Below are 16893 nucleotides of genomic sequence, written 5' to 3'. Positions count from 1 at the left end.
CGGCACGCACCCCCCGAGCGGGTGGCGGTCGCGCGGACCTCCCGGCCAGGGGGTAGGGAAGCCTACACTCGGCGGGTGGCCGCCCGTCTCCCCCTCCGTCCCGAACCGCGCTGGCTCGATGAGGACCAGCAGGTCGCGTGGCGCGGCCTCGTCCTGGGCACGACGCTGCTCCTCGACCGCCTCGACGACGACCTGCGCCGCAACCACGGTGTCTCGCTCGTCGAGTACGAGATCCTGGTGCGCCTCTCCGAGCGCGACGGGCAGATGCGGATGGCGCAGCTGGCGCAGTCGCTCGCGCACAGCCGGAGCCGGGTCACCCACACCATCAAGCGGATGGAGGCCGCCGGGCTCGTCACCCGCACCAGCTCCGCCGACGACGGGCGCGGCGTGGTCGCGGTGATGACCGAGCGCGGCCGGGAGCTGCTCGAGAACGTCGCCCCCACCCACGTCAACGGCGTCCGCGACCACATCGTCGACCTCGCCGACCCCGACGACTTCGACGCGCTCGGACGGGTGATGAACACCGTCGCCGACCACCTCATCGCCGCGCACCCCGAGATGGAGATCCGCTAGGACGCCGACCCGTCGCTGATCAGCGACGGGTCGGCGTCGCAGCCTGGTGGTCGCCGGGTCAGTCGCGGGTGAGCCGGCGGTGGGTGACCCGGTGCGGACGGGCCGCCTCGATGCCGAGGCGCTCGATCTTGTTCTCCTCGTAGGAGGCGTAGTTGCCCTCGAACCAGTACCAGTTGGCGGGGTTCTCGGCGTCGCCCTCCCACGCGAGGATGTGCGTCACGACGCGGTCGAGGAACCACCGGTCGTGCGAGGTGACCACGGCGCAGCCGGGGAAGTCGAGCAGCGCGTCCTCGAGCGAGGACAGCGTCTCGACGTCGAGGTCGTTGGTGGGCTCGTCGAGCAGCAGCAGGTTGCCGCCCATCTTCAGCGTCAGCGCCAGGTTGAGGCGGTTGCGCTCACCACCGGACAGCACGCCGGCCTTCTTCTGCTGGTCGGGGCCCTTGAAGCCGAACGACGCAACGTAGGCGCGGGAGTTCATCTCGAAGTTGGCGACCTTGATGAAGTCGAGCCCGTCGGAGACGACCTCCCAGACGTTCTTGTTCGGGTCGATGCCGCCGCGGCTCTGGTCGACGTAGGAGAGCTTCACGGTCTGGCCGACGTTCAGCGAACCCTTGTCGGGCTCCTCGGAGCCGGTGATCATCCGGAACAGCGTGGTCTTGCCGACGCCGTTGGGCCCGATGACGCCGACGATGCCGGCGCGCGGCAGCGAGAACGACAGGTCGTCGATGAGGGTGCGGCCCTCGAAGCCCTTGCCGAGGTGGTCGGCCTCGAGGACGACGTCACCCAGGCGCGGACCGGCCGGGATGTTGATCTCGGAGGTGTCGATCTTGCGCATCCGGTCGGCCTCGGCGGCCATCTCCTCGTAGCGCGCGAGACGCGAGCGGCTCTTGGTCTGGCGGGCCTTGGCGTTGGAGCGGACCCACTCCAGCTCCTTCTCCAGCATCTTGGCGCGCTTGACGTCCTTCTGGCCCTCGATCTTGAGCCGGTCCTTCTTGGTCTCGAGGTAGGTGGAGTAGTTGCCCTCGTAGGGGTGCGTCTTGCCGCGGTCGAGCTCGAGGATCCACTCGGCCACGTTGTCGAGGAAGTACCGGTCGTGGGTGATCGCCAGGACGGCGCCCGGGTAGCTGGCCAGGTGACCCTCGAGCCACTGGACCGACTCGGCGTCGAGGTGGTTGGTGGGCTCGTCGAGCAGCAGCAGGGTCGGCTGCTGGAGCAGCAGCTTGCACAGCGCGACGCGGCGGCGCTCACCACCGGAGAGGTGGTCGACGATCGCGTCGGGCGGCGGGCAGCGCAGGGCGTCCATGGCCTGGTCGAGCCGGCTGTCGAGGTCCCAGACGTTGGCGGCGTCGAGCTCCTCCTGCAGCTCGCCCATCTCGGCGAGCAGGGTGTCGAAGTCCGCGTCGGGGTCGCCCATCAGCTCGGAGATCTCGTCGTAGCGCTTCTTCTTCGCCAGGACGTCGCCGACGGCCTCCTCGACGTTCTCGAGCACCGTCTTGCCCTCGGTCAGCGGGGGCTCCTGCTGGAGCATGCCGACGGTGGCGCCGGGGTCGAGGATCGCGTCGCCGTTGTTGGCGTGGTCGAGACCGGCCATGATCCGCAGCAGCGACGACTTGCCGGTGCCGTTCGGGCCGACGACGCCGATCTTGGCGCCGTGGAGGAAGGAGAGCGTGACGTTGTCGAGAACGACCTTGTCACCGTGGGCCTTGCGCACATTGCGCAGCGTGAAGACATAGTCCGCCATAATCGACGAGCCTAGTGCCGCACGGGCGGCGCCGCCCGTCCGGGTCGGGCCGCGGTGGCCCCGACCCGCGCAGAACCCCGCGCGCGGGGCGGGCGTGGACGCTAGGCGGTCGGCGCCGGGTCGTCGAGCACCGCGTCGAGGTGCGTGCGCACGGTCGAGTACGCCGCCAGCTCGGTCGCGACCGGCGTCGCGACGAGCTCGTCGACGGCGGCGTGGACCGCGTCGCGGAGCCGCTCGTCGGCGTCACCGGCGCGGTCCCGGGCGAGCGTGGCGGCCCGGAACCGGCACAGGACGGCGAGCAGCACGCCGAGCACCAGCCCGCCGACCAGCAGCAGCACCGGCAGCGGGACGCCGGCGAGGAGGTTGGCGTCGTCGGTGAGGGTGCCCCCCACGGCCAGGACACCGGTCCACACGGCTCCGGCGACCGCCGCGAGCAGGAGCAGCCACTGCAGCACCCGCACCGCGGTGACCCACCCGGGCAGTTTCCCGAGGCCCAGGTCGGCGGCCCCGAGGTCGCGGTCGAGCCGGTCGCCCAGCTCGGGCAGGCGCGACGTCGCCGCGCCCTGCACCGCGGCGACCCAGGGCGCCCCCAGGCCGTCGGAGGCGTCGTCGGCCAGCGCGCGCACCTCGGCGTCGAGGCGCGCCCGCTGCACGGTGGTGGCCCGCGGCGTCGACCGGGCGGCGCCGCTGAGCTCGCCGGCGGCGTCGCCGAGGTCGAGCTCGAGCCTGGCCGCGGGGTCGGAGCCCAGGCGCGAGAACGGCGCGAGCACCGGCCACGTCGTCGCCCGGCGGGCGCGCTGCCGGGTGGAGCGCTCGACGGCGTCGACCACGACCGGCACCCCGGCGGCCTCGGCGACCGCGTCGTCGAGCTCGCGGACCCGCGCGGCGGTGAGCTCGCGCGGCGCGGCCGGGCCGGTGGCGGCGTCCATCGCCTCGGCGGCCGAGCGGAGGTCGGCCTCGATCCGACCGACGGTCAGCTTCTTGGCGGCGACCCGCGAGGCGATCTCGGCGCGCAGCTCGTCGATGCCGATGTCGTGGCGCGCGCTGACGGCGTAGATCGGCACCGACTGGAGGCCGTCGAGGTCGAGCAGGCGGCGGACGTCGTCGACCATCGACTGGCGGCGGTCGGCGGGGATGGTGTCGATGTGGTTGAGCACCACGACCATGACGCCGGCGTGGCCGCGCAGCGGCGCGAGGTAGCGGTCGTGGATCGCGGCGTCGGCGTACTTCTGCGGGTCGAGCACCCACACCAGCAGGTCGGCGAGCAGCACCAGCCGGTCGACCTCGAGGTGGTGGCTGACCTCGGTGGAGTCGTGGTCGGGCAGGTCCATCAGGACGACGCCCTCGAGGTCGCGGTCGGCCTTGCCGACGTCGAGCATCGAGTCGCGCATGGTCTGGTGCCGCGGCGGGATCCCCAGCCACTCGAGCAGCTCCGCGGCGCCGGCGCGGCCCCAGACGCACGCGGTCGCCCACGACGTCGTCGGGCGGCGCACGCCGGTGGAGGACAGCTCGAGCCCGGTGAGGGCGTTGAACGTGGAGGACTTGCCCGAGCCGGTGGCCCCGGCGATCGCCACGACCGTGTGCTGCGCCGAGAGGCGCAGCCGGCCGGCGGCGCGCGCGGAGGTGGTGGAGGCGACGTCGACGACGTCGTCGTCGAGGCGGCCGCGGGCGGCGGTGGCGGCCTGCTCCAGGCCCTCGATGCGGGCCCCGATGTCGGTGCCCCGCGTCACGAGCTGGCGGGCGCCTTCGAGCAGCGATGTCACGACGTCATTCCAGGGGGGTTCTCTCCGGTGACGGCGTCCTCCTGGGACGCCTGGTAGCGCAGGTCGTCGACCCGGCGGGCCGCCCCGCGGAGCTTCTCGGCGGCGGCCGGCTCGAGCACCACGGCCTCGACGAGCGAAAGATAGCGCGTCCGCTCGGTCTGCATCAGCGCACCGACGAGCCGGTCGAGCCCCCGGCGGGCGCGCTCGACGAGGGTGTCCACGTCGTCGTGGCCGAGGACGGCGTCGAGCAGCCGCCGCGACGCGGACGCCGGCCCGGCGGTCCCCTCGGAGGCGGCACCGGCGTCGGCAGCACCGGCGCCGGCGTCGGAGGTGAGCACCTCGACCATCAGCGCGACCGAGAGCCCGCCGACGCCGAAGGCGAGGAACCGTGCCGACGTCCGCCGGTCGGCGCCCTCGCGGCGGACCAGGTCGTTGACGTCGTCCTGCCACTCGCGCACGGCCCGCTCGGCGCGTCGGCGCAGGTCGCGCGAGGCGCGGGTGAGGTCGCCGGGGGCCCCGGCGAGCAGGGCGGCACCGTGCGGCTGGGCGCTCCACGCCGCGTGCGCGCGGGTCGCCGCGGACTCGGCGTGCTCGAGCACGACGGTCTGGAGCGCGGCGTCGACGGCGACGGTGACCCGCTCGGCCTGCTGCGGCTTGCCCTTGATGGTGTTGACCAGGCGCTCGCGCAGGCCGCCGACCCGCGTGTCGAGGGAGCGCAGCAGGTCGCCGCTGCCGACGAACTCCTCCCAGCGGGCCTGCAGGTCGCCGCGGACCAGGCTGCCGTCGCCGAGGGCCGCGGTGAGCGCGGCGGTCGCGTCGTCGTAGACGGCGTCGACGTCGTCCTGGAGGGCGAGCGCGACGCCCCCCTGGGCGGCGCAGGCGTCGGCGACGGCGTGGATGCGGTGGGTGATCGCGCGGACCGCGCCGCCGAGCGTGCGCCGCACGACCTCGGTGCGGGCGTCGACGTCGTCGGCGAGCGACTCCAGCCACGACCGGACGTCGGCGACGTGGTGGGCCGGAAGCAGCCCGTCGTCGCCGACGGTGCCCTCGGCGACCACGAACAGCGGCGAGTCCTTGAGCCCGCGGCTCGCGAGCATCCGGGCCAGGTGGGTCGCGACGGTCTGGACCGCCTCGTCGGGGGTGCGGTCGAGGATGATCGCGACGGCGGTGGTGCGCTCCGCGGCGCGGCGCAGGAACTCCCACGGCACCTGGTCGGCGTACCGGGCGGCGGAGGTGACGAAGAGCCAGAGGTCGGCCGCCGCCATCAGCTCCGCGGCGAGCAGCCGGTTGCGCTCCTCGACGGAGTCGACGTCGGGGGCGTCGAGGATCGCCAGGCCCTGCGGCACCGACGCCGACGCCACCAGCTGCAGCGAGTCGGGGTCGTCGGTGGTGTGGTCGACCCGGACGAGGCCGGGCAGCAGCCGGTCCTGGCCGAACCAGTGCGCGTCGTCGGGGTGGTGCACCAGGACCGGTGAGCGGGTCGTCGGGCGGAGCACCCCGGACGTGGTGACCCGCTCGCCGACGAGCGAGTTGACCAGCGTCGACTTGCCGGCGCCGGTGGAGCCGCCGACGACGGCGAGCAGCGGGGCCTCGAGCGTCATCAGCCGCGGGATGAGGTAGTCCTCGAGCTGGTCGACCATCTCCCCGCGGCTGGCGCGGGCCTCCTCGACGTCGGGCAGGTCGAGCGGCAGGGCCGCGGCGACCAGCGACTGGCGCAGCCGGACCAGCGCGGTGACCATCGCGGCGTCGCGCTTGTCCTGGAGCCGGGTCGAGGCCTCGTCGGTGCCGGCCGGCCCGCCCGGGGCGTCGGACCCGCCGTGCCGGCCGGGGCGGCCGGCGGCCGGGTCGGTGCTGGGAGGTGTCATGCCGTGGGAACCACCTGTCCGGGGAACGCGACGTGGGGGCGGACGGCGCGGATCCGCTCGACGTGCTCGGCGCCGCGCACCTGCCAGTCGTGGGGAGCGGTGCCGCGCAGCAGCCGGTGGTGCAGGAAGCCGAGCTCGACGAGGGCCTGCTGGTACTCGGCCACGGCCTGCTCGGCCTGCGGCCCACCGGTGGCGAGGGCGTGCCGCCGGGCGGCGCGCCGGGCGCGCAGGTCGACGACCCACCCGATGTCGGTGGCCGGGATCAGCCCGCGGCGGGCGGCGTCCTGGAGGGCGGCGGTGAGGATCGTGGCCTCCGAGCGGCGCGCCCACAGCGCGAGGGCGGCGATGCCGAGGAGGGCGGGGACCATCAGCACGGCGTACACCAGCGCGTTGCCGGCGGCGCCGAAGATGGTCGAGGCGTTCCAGAGGCCGTGGGCGAGGACGGCGAGCAGGAACCCGCCCACCGGCGCCAGCGTCGTGACCGAGCGGCTGCGCGAGGCCACCGCGATGCCGATGCCGATGCCGGTGAAGGCGGTGAAGAGGGGGTGGGCGAACGGGCTGACGACGCAGCGGAGCAGGAAGGTCGTGGTCACGCCGGCGACCCCGCCGGGGCCGACCCCGTCGGTGCCGTCGTAGGCGGCGGAGAGGTAGAGGACGTTCTCGGTGAAGGCGAACCCGACGCCGACCAGGCCGGCGTAGACGATGCCGTCGAGGACGCCGTCGATCTCGTGGCGGCGCCACCACAGCAGCAGGAAGAGGAACAGGCCCTTGCCGGCCTCCTCGGTGACCGGCGCGACCACGGCCAGGGAGACGTGGTCGGTGACCGGCCCGAACATCCCGCCGATGCCGCCGACCACGACAGCGATCGCCGTGGCGGCGCAGGCACCCCACAGCAGCGCGTTGACCAGCAGCCGGACCGGCTCGGGCTCGTAGCGGTCGAGCCACACGAAGCAGGCCACGAGGGGGACGACGGGAAGCGCGGCGAGCAGGGTCGCGACGAGCACCATCGACGGCGCGCCCGACAGGGCGAGCAGGGCCAGCATCGTGAGGGCGCCGAGCACCACCGTCACGCTCACGACCAGCGTGAACGTGAGGCTCTCGTGACGGCGGCCGGGCATGGGGCAAGCCTATCGGCAGGGGCCGGTCGACCCACGTTCGGCGGACCCGCCGGGCGTAGAGTCGGCGGCGTGAGCGACCAGAGCACAGCAGACGACCAGGGCCAGTTCCACACCGAGTCTCACGACCCCGCGGTCCCGGAGGCCTACTCCGCGTTCATGCGGCAGGGATGGGGCGACCAGGACGCCGACGTCCCGCGCCGCTCCGGCGCCGACCAGGCCGCCGCGCGCCGCGCCCGGCTGGCCGCGCTGTTCCCGGGCGAGCGGCTGGTGCTGCCGGCCGGCGGCTACAAGGTGCGCTCCTACGACACCGACTACCGGTTCCGGGCCGACACCGCCCACGTCTACTTCACCGGCAACCAGACCTCGGACGCCGTCCTGGTCATCGACGACGGCGAGGCCGTGCTCTACGCCCGTCCGCGCTCGGGCCGCGACACCGACGAGTTCTTCCGCGACCGCCAGTACGGCCAGCTGTGGGTGGGCAAGCGGCCCTCGCTGAGCGAGCTGTCGGCCTCGCTCGGGCTGCCGGTGCGCCACGTCGACCACCTCCAGGACGCCCTCTCGGGCTCGGGCAAGACCCGGGTGCACCGCGGCGTCTCGCTCCAGGTCGACCGCTCGGTGCCCGTCGACCGCACCCGCGACGACGAGCTCGCCCGGGTGATGTCGGAGATGCGGCTGGTCAAGGACGACTGGGAGGTCGCCCAGCTGCAGGAGGCGTGCGACATCACCGCGCTGGGCTTCGCCGACTCGGTCGCCGAGTGGGACCGGGTCCTGGAGTTCGGGGAGCGCTGGATCGAGGGCACCTTCTTCCGGCGCGCCCGCGCGATGGGCAACGACATCGGCTACGACTCGATCGTCGGCGGGGGCTCGCACGCCACGACCCTGCACTGGATCGACAACGACGGCCCGATCACGCCGGGCAGCCTGGTGCTGCTCGACATGGGCGTCGAGGCACGCAGCCTGTACACCGCCGACGTCACCCGCACGCTGCCGGTCGACGGCCGCTACACCGCGCTCCAGCGCGACCTGTACGACCTCGTGCTCCAGGCCCAGGACGCCGGCATCGCGGCCTGCCGTCCCGGGTCGCCCTTCGCCGGCACCCACGAGGCCGCGATGACCGTGCTGGCCCACGGGCTCGACGCCATGGGGCTGCTGCCGGTGCCCGCCGAACAGGCCCTCGACCCGGAGTCGAAGGTCTACAGCCGCTGGACGCTGCACGGCACCAGCCACATGCTCGGCCTCGACGTGCACGACTGCGGCCAGGCCGCGCCGGAGTCCTACAAGGGTGCGCTCCTCGAGCCCGGCATGGTCCTCACCGTCGAGCCCGGCCTGTACTTCCAGGACGACGACCTGCTGGTGCCCGAGGAGCTGCGCGGCATCGGCATCCGGATCGAGGACGACCTGCTCGTCACCGCCGACGGCGCGACCAACCTCTCCGCCTCGCTGCCGCGCACCGCGGCCGACGTCGAGGCGTGGATGGCGGCGCAGCGGCGCTGAGGCCCCGCCTGCCGCTCCCCCGGTGCGGTGGCTCGACGGGGGCGGCCCGGCTCGGGCTCAGCGCGGCGGCTCAGCGCGGCGGCTCGGGACCGACGTCGAGGGCGGCGAGCAGCCGGCGCGCGCCCGACGTACCGACCAGACCCGTCATGACGGCGCACATCGACCGGTCGTCGAAGTAGAGCTCCACCCGCCCGCGCCCGGTGAGGCGCGCCCGGCGTCGCGCGGCCACCACGGCCCCGCGAGGGCACGTCCACGCCGACCGGTAGGGACGGCTGGACACCTGGCGACCCGGTCGTGCCGGGTCGTCGGCCGTCGTGGGCGAGCCGCCGACCAGGACCACCAGGTGGGCGTCGGTGACGAGGATCCCGTCGGCGTCCGCCAGGGCGAGGTGCAGGCCTGCGGCGCGCGACCCGGGCAGCCCCCACCGGGCGACGCCGCCGAACAGCCGGTCGATCCGGTCACCGCGGGCCCACCGCGGCAGCCACGAACCGGTGACGAGGTCGAGCAGGCCGTGCGACTCGTCGACCTCCCGGGTCACGCCGTGCGGCGTGACCCGCTCGGCTCCCGGCGAGACCTGACCGGCCGGCGACCAGGCGCGCGGCACCTCGCCGTCGGGTACGGCGCCGCGCAGGCCCGGGTCGGTCAGCACCGAGCGCTCGATCCACGACATCTGCGGCCCCTGCCCGCGGTGACGCCTGCCAAACCCGGCGGCGCCGTCCGGGGTCGGCTCAGCCGCCCGCCGGGTGCCGGCGGCCGCGCGCGGCCGTGGCGACCAGGCCCACCAGGACCGAGGCGAGCGCCATCGCGAACAGCACCATGACGACGCCGACCATGGCCAGCCCGGTGTCGTCGTTCGGCAGCGCGCTCGAGGCGAAGGAGACCGTGAAGCCCAGCGTCATCGCCAGCCCGGCGACGACGGGGTGCAGCAGCCAGAACGCCACCGCGGCCACCGCCAGCAGCCCGAGCACGCACACCGCGACCTGCCAGGGGCGGTAGGGGCCGGCGGCGTACCCCGTGGCCGGGTCGGTGTAGTACTCGTGGTCCCACCCCATCGACGCCCACCAGCAGGCGGCCGCGGCCGCGGCGGTCGCGACGGCGAGGAGGAGGGAGTGGGCGGTGGTCCGGCGCGAGGTGGTCATCGCACCAGCCTCGCGGTCGCGCGCGCCCCGCGCCTGAGTACGCCCACTCGACCTCCCGGGCCGAGGACATAGACTCGCCCGCGGGTCGGCGTCCTCGGACGCGGCCCTCCGCCTCCGTAGCTCAGCTGGATAGAGCAGCGGCCTTCTAATCCGCCGGTCGCAGGTTCGAGTCCTGCCGGGGGCGCCCGGACCGGTTCCTCGGGCACCGGTGGACGCCGGTGTCAGAGGACGCCGGTGTGGTCGAGCAGGATGCGCAGGCCGATCCCGATGAGGATCAGCCCGCCGACGACCTCGGCCGGGCCCCGGAACCGGGTGCCGGCCCGGTGGCCCAGGGCGACGCCGCCCAGCGAGATCACGAACGTGGTCACGCCGATCAGGACCGCCGCGCCGAGGATCGAGACGTCGAGGAACGCGAACCCGACGCCGACCGCGAGGGCGTCGATGCTGGTGGCCAGGCCGAGCACCAGCATCTCCCTGACCGGGATCCGGCCGTCGTCGGCGTCCTGGTCGGGGTCGGCGTGGAACGCCTCCCAGATCATCTTCGCGCCGATGGCGGCCAGCAGCCCGAACGCGATCCAGTGGTCGATCGCCGTCACGCGGTCGGCGAACCCGGTGCCGAGGAGCCAGCCGATCGCCGGCATCGCGGCCTGGAAGACGCCGAAGGTCAGCGCGAGCAGGACCGCGTCGGTGACGCGGAGCCGGCGCATCTGCAGGCCCTTGCCGATGGCCACGGCGAAGGCGTCGGCGGAGACCCCCAGCGCGACGAGGAGCAGGGTGAGGAACGACATGGGTGCAGGTGCCTCTCGTGTGGACGCCGGAGGCCCTGGGGGGGTCGCTTCGGCACGGATCGTGCCGAAGGTCTCGCTCACTCGGGCCTGCCGGGGTGGGCCGGGCCGAGCGGTACGCCGGGTGGGCGGACCCACCGGTATGTCGACGTACCTCCGCTCCCCACCAGGGGGGGGCGCGGGAACTACTCCCCTTCGATGCGGGCCCATCCTCTCAGGACGGGGCCGCTCCCGCGAATCCGTCCGCCGCCCCGCGTGCCGCGGCGCGCCTCCGACGGGCGGCCGACGCGCCGCGCCAGGCTGGGGCCGGCCCCGCGGTGTATGAGACCGCGGGGCCCTCACGTCGGCTCCCGCCGACGTCCATCCGGCCTCCCGTCGGGTCAGGCCCGGTCGTGGTCGGCGATCTCGGCGAGCACGCGGGCCTTCACGTCGTCGGGAGCGAAGGACGACGTCACCCCGGCCCGGGCGAGGTCGGCGAGGCCGTGCTCGTCGAGCCCGAGCAGGTCGGCGGCGATCTCGTACTCGCGGTTGAGCGTGGTGCCGAACATCGGCGGGTCGTCGGAGTTCACGGTGACCACGACGCCGGCGTCCACGAACGTCTTGAGCGGGTGGTCGGCCAGGGTGGCGACGGCGCGGGTGGCGATGTTGGACGACGGGCAGACCTCGAGCGGGATCGCCCGGTCGGCGAGGTGGGTGAGCAGGTCGGGGTCGGCGGCGGCCGACGTCCCGTGGCCGATGCGCTCGGCGCCGAGCAGCCGCAGCGAGTCCCAGATCGTCTCGGGGCCGGTGGTCTCCCCCGCGTGCGGCACCGAGTGGAGACCGGCGGCGCGGGCGGCCTCGAAGTGCGGCGCGAACTGGGCGCGCGGGACGCCGATCTCGGGCCCGCCGAGCCCGAAGCCGACCAGGGCGTCGGGCCGGTGGTCGAGGGCGTAGCCGAGGGTCGCGTCGGCGGCGGGGAGGCCCGACTCGCCGGGGATGTCGTAGATCCAGCGCAGCACCAGCCCGAAGTCGCGCTCGGCCGCGACCCGCGCGTCCTCGATGGCCTCGGTGTAGCCCTCGATCGCGATGCCCCGGAGCACCGAGGTGTACGGGGTGCAGGTGAGCTCGGCGTACCGCACGGCCTGGCCGGTCGCGAGCTCGCGGGCCACCTCGTAGGTCAGGTAGCGCACGTCGTCGGGGGTGCGGATCAGGTCGACGACCGCGAGGTAGACCTCGATGAAGTGGGCGAAGTCGCGGAACTCGTAGAACGCGCGCAGCGCCTCGGGGTCGGCCGGCACCGTGCCGGGGTGCCGCTCGGCCAGCTCGGAGACGATCCGCACCGAGGCGGACCCGACGTGGTGGACGTGCAGCTCGGCCTTGGGGAGTCCGGCCACGAAGGCGGCGTGGGGCGACTGGCTCACCCGAGGGATCGTGCCAGTCGCCCCACCCCCGCTGCTAGTTCTCGATCTTCTCGAGCAGCTCGTCGTAGCCGCCGGTGAACGTCTCACCGTCGAGGATCACCGTCGGGGTGCCCTGGACGCCGGCGTCGACGGCCTCCTGGGTCGCTTCCTCCGCGAAGTCGTTCTCGCCCTCCTCGATGCCCGGGCGGACGGCGTCCTCGTCGGCGCCGGCCTCGACGGCCTTGTCGACCAGCCAGTCGGCGTCCGGGTACGGCTCGGCGCCCTCCTCGGGCTGCTCGGCGTAGAGGAGGTCGTGGAACTTCTTGGCGACCTCGGGCCCGGACTCCTCCAGCACGACGCCGAAGGCGCTCGCGGACCGGGCGGAGTACGTGCCGAGGCGGTCGAGCAGGGTGAACGGGCGGTAGTCGACGAACACCTGGCCCTCGTCGGCCAGCTCGGCCAACCGGTCACCGGTCGCCGCCTCCAGCGCCCCGCAGGCCGGGCAGAGGAAGTCCTCGTAGATCACCAGCGTGTGGGGTGCGTCCTCGGGGCCGATGGTGACGCCGTAGTCGCTGGACCCGGGGGCCGCGGCCTCGACGTCGTTGGAGCGGCTGAAGAAGTAGATGACGACCGCGATCAGCACCAGCACGAGGGCGACGACACCGCCGACCATCAGGTTGCGCCGGCGCGCCGCCGCCTGCTCGGCCTTCTTGATCTCGGCCAGGCGCGCGGCGCGCTGCTCCGCCCTCGCCTCGGTCTTGGACTTGCCAGCCATCTACACACCTTCCAGGTCGTGCTCGCGCTCGTCGCGAGTCGTCGTGCGGAACAGCAGGGAGTCGAGCGACCACCGTCGCGAGCCCGCCCACACCAGGAACACCGAGGCCGCCACGAGGGCGGCGTCGCGCGCGACCTCCCAGGGGTAGCTCGAGGAGGCGCCGGGGTCGTGACCACCGCCACCGAAGCAGCCGCAGTCGATCTCCAGGCCGCGCGCCCACACCGAGGCGATGCCGATGACGAAGCCGACGAACAGGACCGCGGAGATCAGCGCCGCCCCGCGCGTCATCAGGCCCAGGACGAGCGCGAGCCCGACGACGACCTCGACGGCCGGCAGGGCGTACCCGACGGGTTCCTCGAGACCGCTCGGGAGGAGCTCGTAGGCCTGGACGGCGCTCACGCTGCCGAGCGGGTCGGTCAGCTTCGCCAGTCCGGCGTAGAGCCAGACACCGCCCACCACGAGGCGGGCGAGAACGGCGACCCACTGCTTCACAGGGCACGACGGTAGTGGCTGGGACTGAGCCGCCGCTGAGAAAGGCCGGCGGGCACGTAGGGTGGGCGATCGTGAACGAACGCCTGGTCTGGATCGACTGTGAGATGACCGGCCTCGACCTCGGCGCCGACGCGCTGGTGGAGGTCGCGGCCCTGGTCACCGACTTCGACCTGAACGTCCTCGGCGACGGCGTCGACATCATCATCAAGCCGCCCGCCGAGGCCCTCGAGCAGATGATCGAGTTCGTCCGGACGATGCACACCTCCTCCGGGCTGCTCGAGGAGCTCGAGCACGGGGTGAGCCTGGCCGAGGCCGAGGAGCAGGTGATGGCCTACCTGCGTGAGCACTGCGCCGACGACAGCCGGCCCCCGCTCGCGGGCAACACCGTCGCCACCGACCGGGCGTTCCTGGCGCGCGACATGTCCGAGCTCGACGCGTTCCTGCACTACCGGATCGTCGACGTCTCCTCGATCAAGGAGCTGTCGCGCCGCTGGTTCCCGCGGGCCTACTTCGCGGCCCCGACCAAGCGGGGCAACCACCGGGCCCTGGCCGACATCCAGGAGAGCATCGAGGAGCTGCGCTACTACCGCGACACCGTCTTCGTGGCTCCGCCCGGCCCCGACTCGGCGTCGGCCAAGGAGGTCGCGCGCCGTCACGGCGGCGCCCTCACCGGCCTCGGACCGACGGCACACGCATCCGATTCTGAACCCGGCGCCTGATACGTCTACACTTCAACCGGTCCCGACCACGTCGGGACGATGGTGGGTATAGCTCAGCTGGTAGAGCGCCGCCTTGTGGTGGCGGATGTCGCGGGTTCAAGTCCCGTTACTCACCCCAACCCGATCGAGCCCCCGGCCCGCTCCACCGGCCGGGGGCTCGATCCGTGTCCGGGCATCGGCTGCTCGGGCTGTCGGTCCGACGCCGACGAACCGATGTCTGACTAGAGTCAGGCACGTGAGCACCGACCTGGCGACGGCGACCCTGCGACGGTTCAACCGGACTTACACCCAGCGCATCGGGGTCCTGGAGGAGTCGTTCCTCGGGCTGGGCCTGCCGCTCGGCGGGGCCCGGCTCCTCTTCGAGATCGGCGCCCCCGGCGCCGCGGTGCGCGACCTGCGCGACCGCCTCGGCCTCGACTCGGGCTACCTGAGCCGGCTGCTGCGCGACCTCGAGGCCCGGGGACTGGCCGGCACCGCGCCCGACCCGGCAGACCGCCGTCGCCGCCACGCCACCCTGACCGACGACGGGCGCGCGCTGCTGGCCCGGCTGGAGACCCGCTCCGACGAGCTCGCGCTGCGTCTGGTCGCGCCGCTGACCGAGCGTCAACGCGGCCGGCTGACCGAGGCGCTCGCGACCGCCGACCTCCTGGTGCGCGCGGCCACCGTGGTCCTGCGCGAGGTCGACCCGGCGGGTCCCGCGGCGACCGAGAGCATGGGCCGGTACTTCGCCGAGCTCGCCGAGCGGTTCCCGGACGGCTTCGACCCCGGCACGCCCTCGCCCCTCGACTGCTTCACCGTCGCCACGAGCGACCGGGTCCCGGTCGCCTGCGGCGGGCTGCAGCGCCTCCCCGGCGACGCGACGAGGGTCGTCGACGAGATCAAGCGGATGTGGGTCGACCCGTCGTGGCGCGGAGCCGGACTCGGGTCACGGTTGTTGCGGCACCTCGAGGACGTGGCCCGGGGCCGGGCCGCGACGACGATCCGCCTCGACACGAACGGGACCCTCTCCGAGGCGATCGCGATGTACGAACGAGGCGGGTACCGGTCGATCGGGCGCTACAACGACAACCCCTACGCCGAGCTCTTCTTCGAGAAGGACCTGTCCTGAGGGATCCCTCACGACGGGGATCCGCCTCGGCCCGGACCGTCCGCCTCCTCGAGGAGGTCCCAGTCGGTGACGATCGGCGCCAGCGCTCCCTTCGCCCACAGCGGGAGCTGGTCCAGGTGGTGCTCGGACCGCGGTGACCCGGACGCGCCCATCGGCACGACCCAGCCGCCGGCCGTCCGGTCGGCGAGGTCCCACACGTAGCGGGCGACCGCACCGCGGTAGCCCGCGTCGTCGATCCCGGGCAACGAGCCGACGCAGCGCACGCAGTCCTGGTCGCCGCCGAGCGGGACCCGTGGCACCGCGGGGGCGTCGAGGTGCGCGACCGGGTCGAACGGGTGGCTCGGACTGAACACGTGCCCGCTCCCCCACGCCGGCGCCGTCCCGGTCTCGCGACCGGCGCGCTCGGCGTGGTGGGCCAGGTCGATCCCGAAGGGCGTCCCGGCGGCGACGAGCGTCGTCAGCGCCAGGCCGACCGCGACCGTCACGTCGAAGTACGGCGCGAACACCGGGTCCGGTGCGGGGGCGCGCAGGCCGTCGAGGACGGGCTCGGCGGCGATGAGGCGCACGAACGCCGAGCGCCACGTCGCGAAGTCCCCCGCCCGCCGGGAGTCGGCGTCCATCCGCCCGTCCCAGTCACGCAGCCGCTCGGGGAGCAGCGGGCGCAGCACCTCGATTCCCCCGAGCAGGGTGTCGCCGTGGATCGCCGCGAAGTCGGCGGCGCCCAGTCGTGAGCGGCCCTCCAGGAGCGCGGCGATGCGCTGGGCGCGGTACGGCGGGGCGAACCTCTCGCCGATCTCGGCGCTCTCCGGTCCACGCCGCTCGTTGGCCGTCACGACCTGGCCGTCGGCGTCGACGTCGAGGCGGTGCGGATCGGTGCGCCACCCGGTCCACCGCCCGCCCTCGTCGCGGACGGGGACGCGCCCGGCCCAGCGGTAGCGCACGGCACCGCCGCGGTCGGCGACGACGACGTTGTTGACCGGCTCGACCCAGTGGTCCAGCGCCGCGTCGACGTCCTCGACGGTGCGCGCCCGCAGCAGCGGGAGGAGTGCCTCGAACCCGAGGTCGCCCAGCTCGGTCGACGGACCGCGGAACCCGACCCCGGGCAGCACGCTCGGCCCGTCGACGGGCTCGTCGACGGGCTCGTCGACGTCGTCGAGGTCCTGGTAGGTCGCCATCGCATTGGTGATCGCCCAGGCGACGTCGCCGGCGTGGGCGAAGTGCTGGACCCCCGGGGTGCCGGCGAAGCTGAAGCCGACGACGTCGAAGCGGTCCCCGGGGTCCTCGGAGCACAGCCGCACCTGGTGGTAGACCCCGGGCGACTCGAAGGTGCGGTGCGGGTCGCCGCCGACCAGCGGCATCCCGGACGTCGTCCGGGCCCCGCCCACCGCCCACGCGTTGCTGCCGGCGGGCCGCGGCCCCTCCCGCGCCAGCAGCGCGCCGTCCGCACCCAGCACCTCGGCGACGCGCCGACCCCACAGGTGCGCGCCGATGTCGGCGAACAGCACCTGTTGGGCGTGGAAGGTCGCCAGCGGCATCCACACCGGCCACCGCTCGGCCGTGGCGCCGAGCGCCTCGAGCTCCGGCACGTCGTCGTGCAGCCCGGCGTTGACGCCGTCGACGTAGGCCGCCACGAACTCCTGCGACCCGGTGGACAGCGCGTCGAAGGCGCGTCGTGCGGTGTCGACCAGGTGGACGCGCCACGCGAACCGGTCCCACGGCGCCGCGTCGGCGCCGAGCACCTCGGCCGTCGTCCCGGTCGCCCGCCGCCGCAGCCACTCGAGCTGCCAGGCCCGGTCGGTGGCGACCGCCCAGCCCTGGCCGTGGGCCACGTCGAGCACGTCGGAGCCTCGGACGTGCGGGATGCCGTAGGCGTCGCGGTAGATCCGGGCCATGTGCGGTGACCCTAGGCCATCCTGCTCACCGCGACTGGCGTGCGAGGTCG

At 74.0% G+C, this 16893-nt stretch carries 15 protein-coding genes and 2 tRNA genes; 6 read left to right on the top strand and 11 right to left on the bottom strand.

All coding sequences use genetic code 11. The annotated features are described in order from the left end of the window. Positions 1 to 75: 75 nt before the first annotated feature. Positions 76 to 573: a MarR family winged helix-turn-helix transcriptional regulator gene (locus tag FE634_RS04960; protein ID WP_137292552.1), complete on the top strand. Its 498-nt coding sequence runs from the start codon at positions 76 to 78 to the stop codon at positions 571 to 573. A gap of 58 nt (positions 574 to 631) precedes the next feature. On the opposite strand, the gene ettA is transcribed toward FE634_RS04960, so the two are convergent. The 4 genes from ettA to FE634_RS04940 all read right to left on the bottom strand — a co-directional run bounded on the left by ettA (position 632) and on the right by FE634_RS04940 (position 7060). After that, positions 632 to 2314 carry an energy-dependent translational throttle protein EttA gene (gene ettA / locus FE634_RS04955; protein WP_137292551.1) on the bottom strand — a complete coding sequence of 561 codons (1683 nt, stop codon included), beginning with the start codon at positions 2312 to 2314 and terminating at the stop codon, positions 632 to 634. A gap of 101 nt (positions 2315 to 2415) precedes the next feature. Further along, the gene (locus FE634_RS20915) at positions 2416 to 4077 is read right to left on the bottom strand and encodes a GTPase (protein WP_187366827.1); all 1662 of its coding nucleotides are present in this window, start codon (positions 4075 to 4077) and stop codon (positions 2416 to 2418) included. After that, positions 4074 to 5942 (bottom strand): dynamin family protein, encoded by a 1869-nt coding sequence (locus tag FE634_RS04945; protein ID WP_262347582.1) that lies wholly within the window; start codon positions 5940 to 5942, stop codon positions 4074 to 4076. The genes FE634_RS20915 and FE634_RS04945 overlap by 4 nt, the downstream gene beginning before the upstream one ends. Further along, on the bottom strand, positions 5939 to 7060 hold the full coding sequence (locus FE634_RS04940; protein ID WP_138875256.1) for a PrsW family intramembrane metalloprotease: 1122 nt from the start codon (positions 7058 to 7060) through the stop codon (positions 5939 to 5941). Before FE634_RS04940 ends, FE634_RS04945 begins: the two co-directional genes overlap by 4 nt. A 69-nt stretch (positions 7061 to 7129) precedes the next feature. On the opposite strand from FE634_RS04940, the gene FE634_RS04935 reads away from it, so the two are divergent. Next, positions 7130 to 8554 carry an aminopeptidase P family protein gene (locus FE634_RS04935; RefSeq protein ID WP_262347581.1) on the top strand — a complete coding sequence of 475 codons (1425 nt, stop codon included), beginning with the start codon at positions 7130 to 7132 and terminating at the stop codon, positions 8552 to 8554. A gap of 70 nt (positions 8555 to 8624) precedes the next feature. On the opposite strand, the gene FE634_RS04930 is transcribed toward FE634_RS04935, so the two are convergent. Together FE634_RS04930 and FE634_RS04925 are read right to left on the bottom strand one after the other, a co-directional pair. Then, positions 8625 to 9224: a hypothetical protein gene (locus FE634_RS04930; protein WP_138875255.1), complete on the bottom strand. Its 600-nt coding sequence runs from the start codon at positions 9222 to 9224 to the stop codon at positions 8625 to 8627. A 58-nt stretch (positions 9225 to 9282) separates the two neighbouring features. After that, a complete protein-coding gene (locus FE634_RS04925) occupies positions 9283 to 9693 on the bottom strand; it encodes a hypothetical protein (protein WP_138875254.1) in 411 nt (136 codons plus the stop codon). 110 nt (positions 9694 to 9803) lie between these two features. Between FE634_RS04925 and FE634_RS04920 the strand changes: the two genes are divergently transcribed. Continuing rightward, a tRNA-Arg gene (locus FE634_RS04920) sits at positions 9804 to 9877 on the top strand. A gap of 37 nt (positions 9878 to 9914) precedes the next feature. Here FE634_RS04920 and FE634_RS04915 read toward each other — a convergent pair. The 4 genes from FE634_RS04915 to FE634_RS04900 all read right to left on the bottom strand — a co-directional run bounded on the left by FE634_RS04915 (position 9915) and on the right by FE634_RS04900 (position 13124). Next, positions 9915 to 10481, bottom strand: coding sequence for a manganese efflux pump MntP (locus FE634_RS04915; protein WP_137292547.1), 567 nt, complete (start codon positions 10479 to 10481; stop codon positions 9915 to 9917). Between the two features lie 377 nt (positions 10482 to 10858). Next, positions 10859 to 11878 (bottom strand): adenosine deaminase, encoded by a 1020-nt coding sequence (locus tag FE634_RS04910; RefSeq protein WP_222847671.1) that lies wholly within the window; start codon positions 11876 to 11878, stop codon positions 10859 to 10861. 34 nt (positions 11879 to 11912) lie between these two features. Next, positions 11913 to 12632: a DsbA family protein gene (locus FE634_RS04905; RefSeq protein WP_138875253.1), complete on the bottom strand. Its 720-nt coding sequence runs from the start codon at positions 12630 to 12632 to the stop codon at positions 11913 to 11915. Beyond that, entirely contained in the window at positions 12633 to 13124 is a 492-nt protein-coding gene (locus FE634_RS04900) for a DoxX family protein (RefSeq protein WP_148240392.1), read from the bottom strand. A 104-nt stretch (positions 13125 to 13228) separates the two neighbouring features. Between FE634_RS04900 and orn the strand changes: the two genes are divergently transcribed. The 3 genes from orn (at position 13229) to FE634_RS04885 (ending at position 14951) form a co-directional block, all read left to right on the top strand. Beyond that, positions 13229 to 13843: an oligoribonuclease gene (gene orn, locus FE634_RS04895; RefSeq protein ID WP_246060552.1), complete on the top strand. Its 615-nt coding sequence runs from the start codon at positions 13229 to 13231 to the stop codon at positions 13841 to 13843. Between the two features lie 42 nt (positions 13844 to 13885). Beyond that, positions 13886 to 13961 (top strand) — tRNA-His (locus FE634_RS04890). Between the two features lie 117 nt (positions 13962 to 14078). Further along, positions 14079 to 14951 (top strand): bifunctional helix-turn-helix transcriptional regulator/GNAT family N-acetyltransferase, encoded by an 873-nt coding sequence (locus tag FE634_RS04885; RefSeq protein ID WP_262347580.1) that lies wholly within the window; start codon positions 14079 to 14081, stop codon positions 14949 to 14951. An 8-nt stretch (positions 14952 to 14959) separates the two neighbouring features. Here the strand turns inward: FE634_RS04885 and FE634_RS04880 are convergent, their stop codons facing one another. Further along, a complete protein-coding gene (locus FE634_RS04880) occupies positions 14960 to 16843 on the bottom strand; it encodes a penicillin acylase family protein (protein WP_138875251.1) in 1884 nt (627 codons plus the stop codon). Between the last annotated feature and the right edge of the window lie 50 nt (positions 16844 to 16893).

It is taken from the genome of Nocardioides sp. S-1144, from assembly GCF_005954645.2.
Classification (GTDB): Bacteria; Actinomycetota; Actinomycetes; order Propionibacteriales; family Nocardioidaceae; genus Nocardioides; species Nocardioides dongxiaopingii.
The sequence above is the reverse complement of the archived record's forward strand: the minus strand, read 5'-3'. Positions and strand labels throughout refer to the sequence as shown.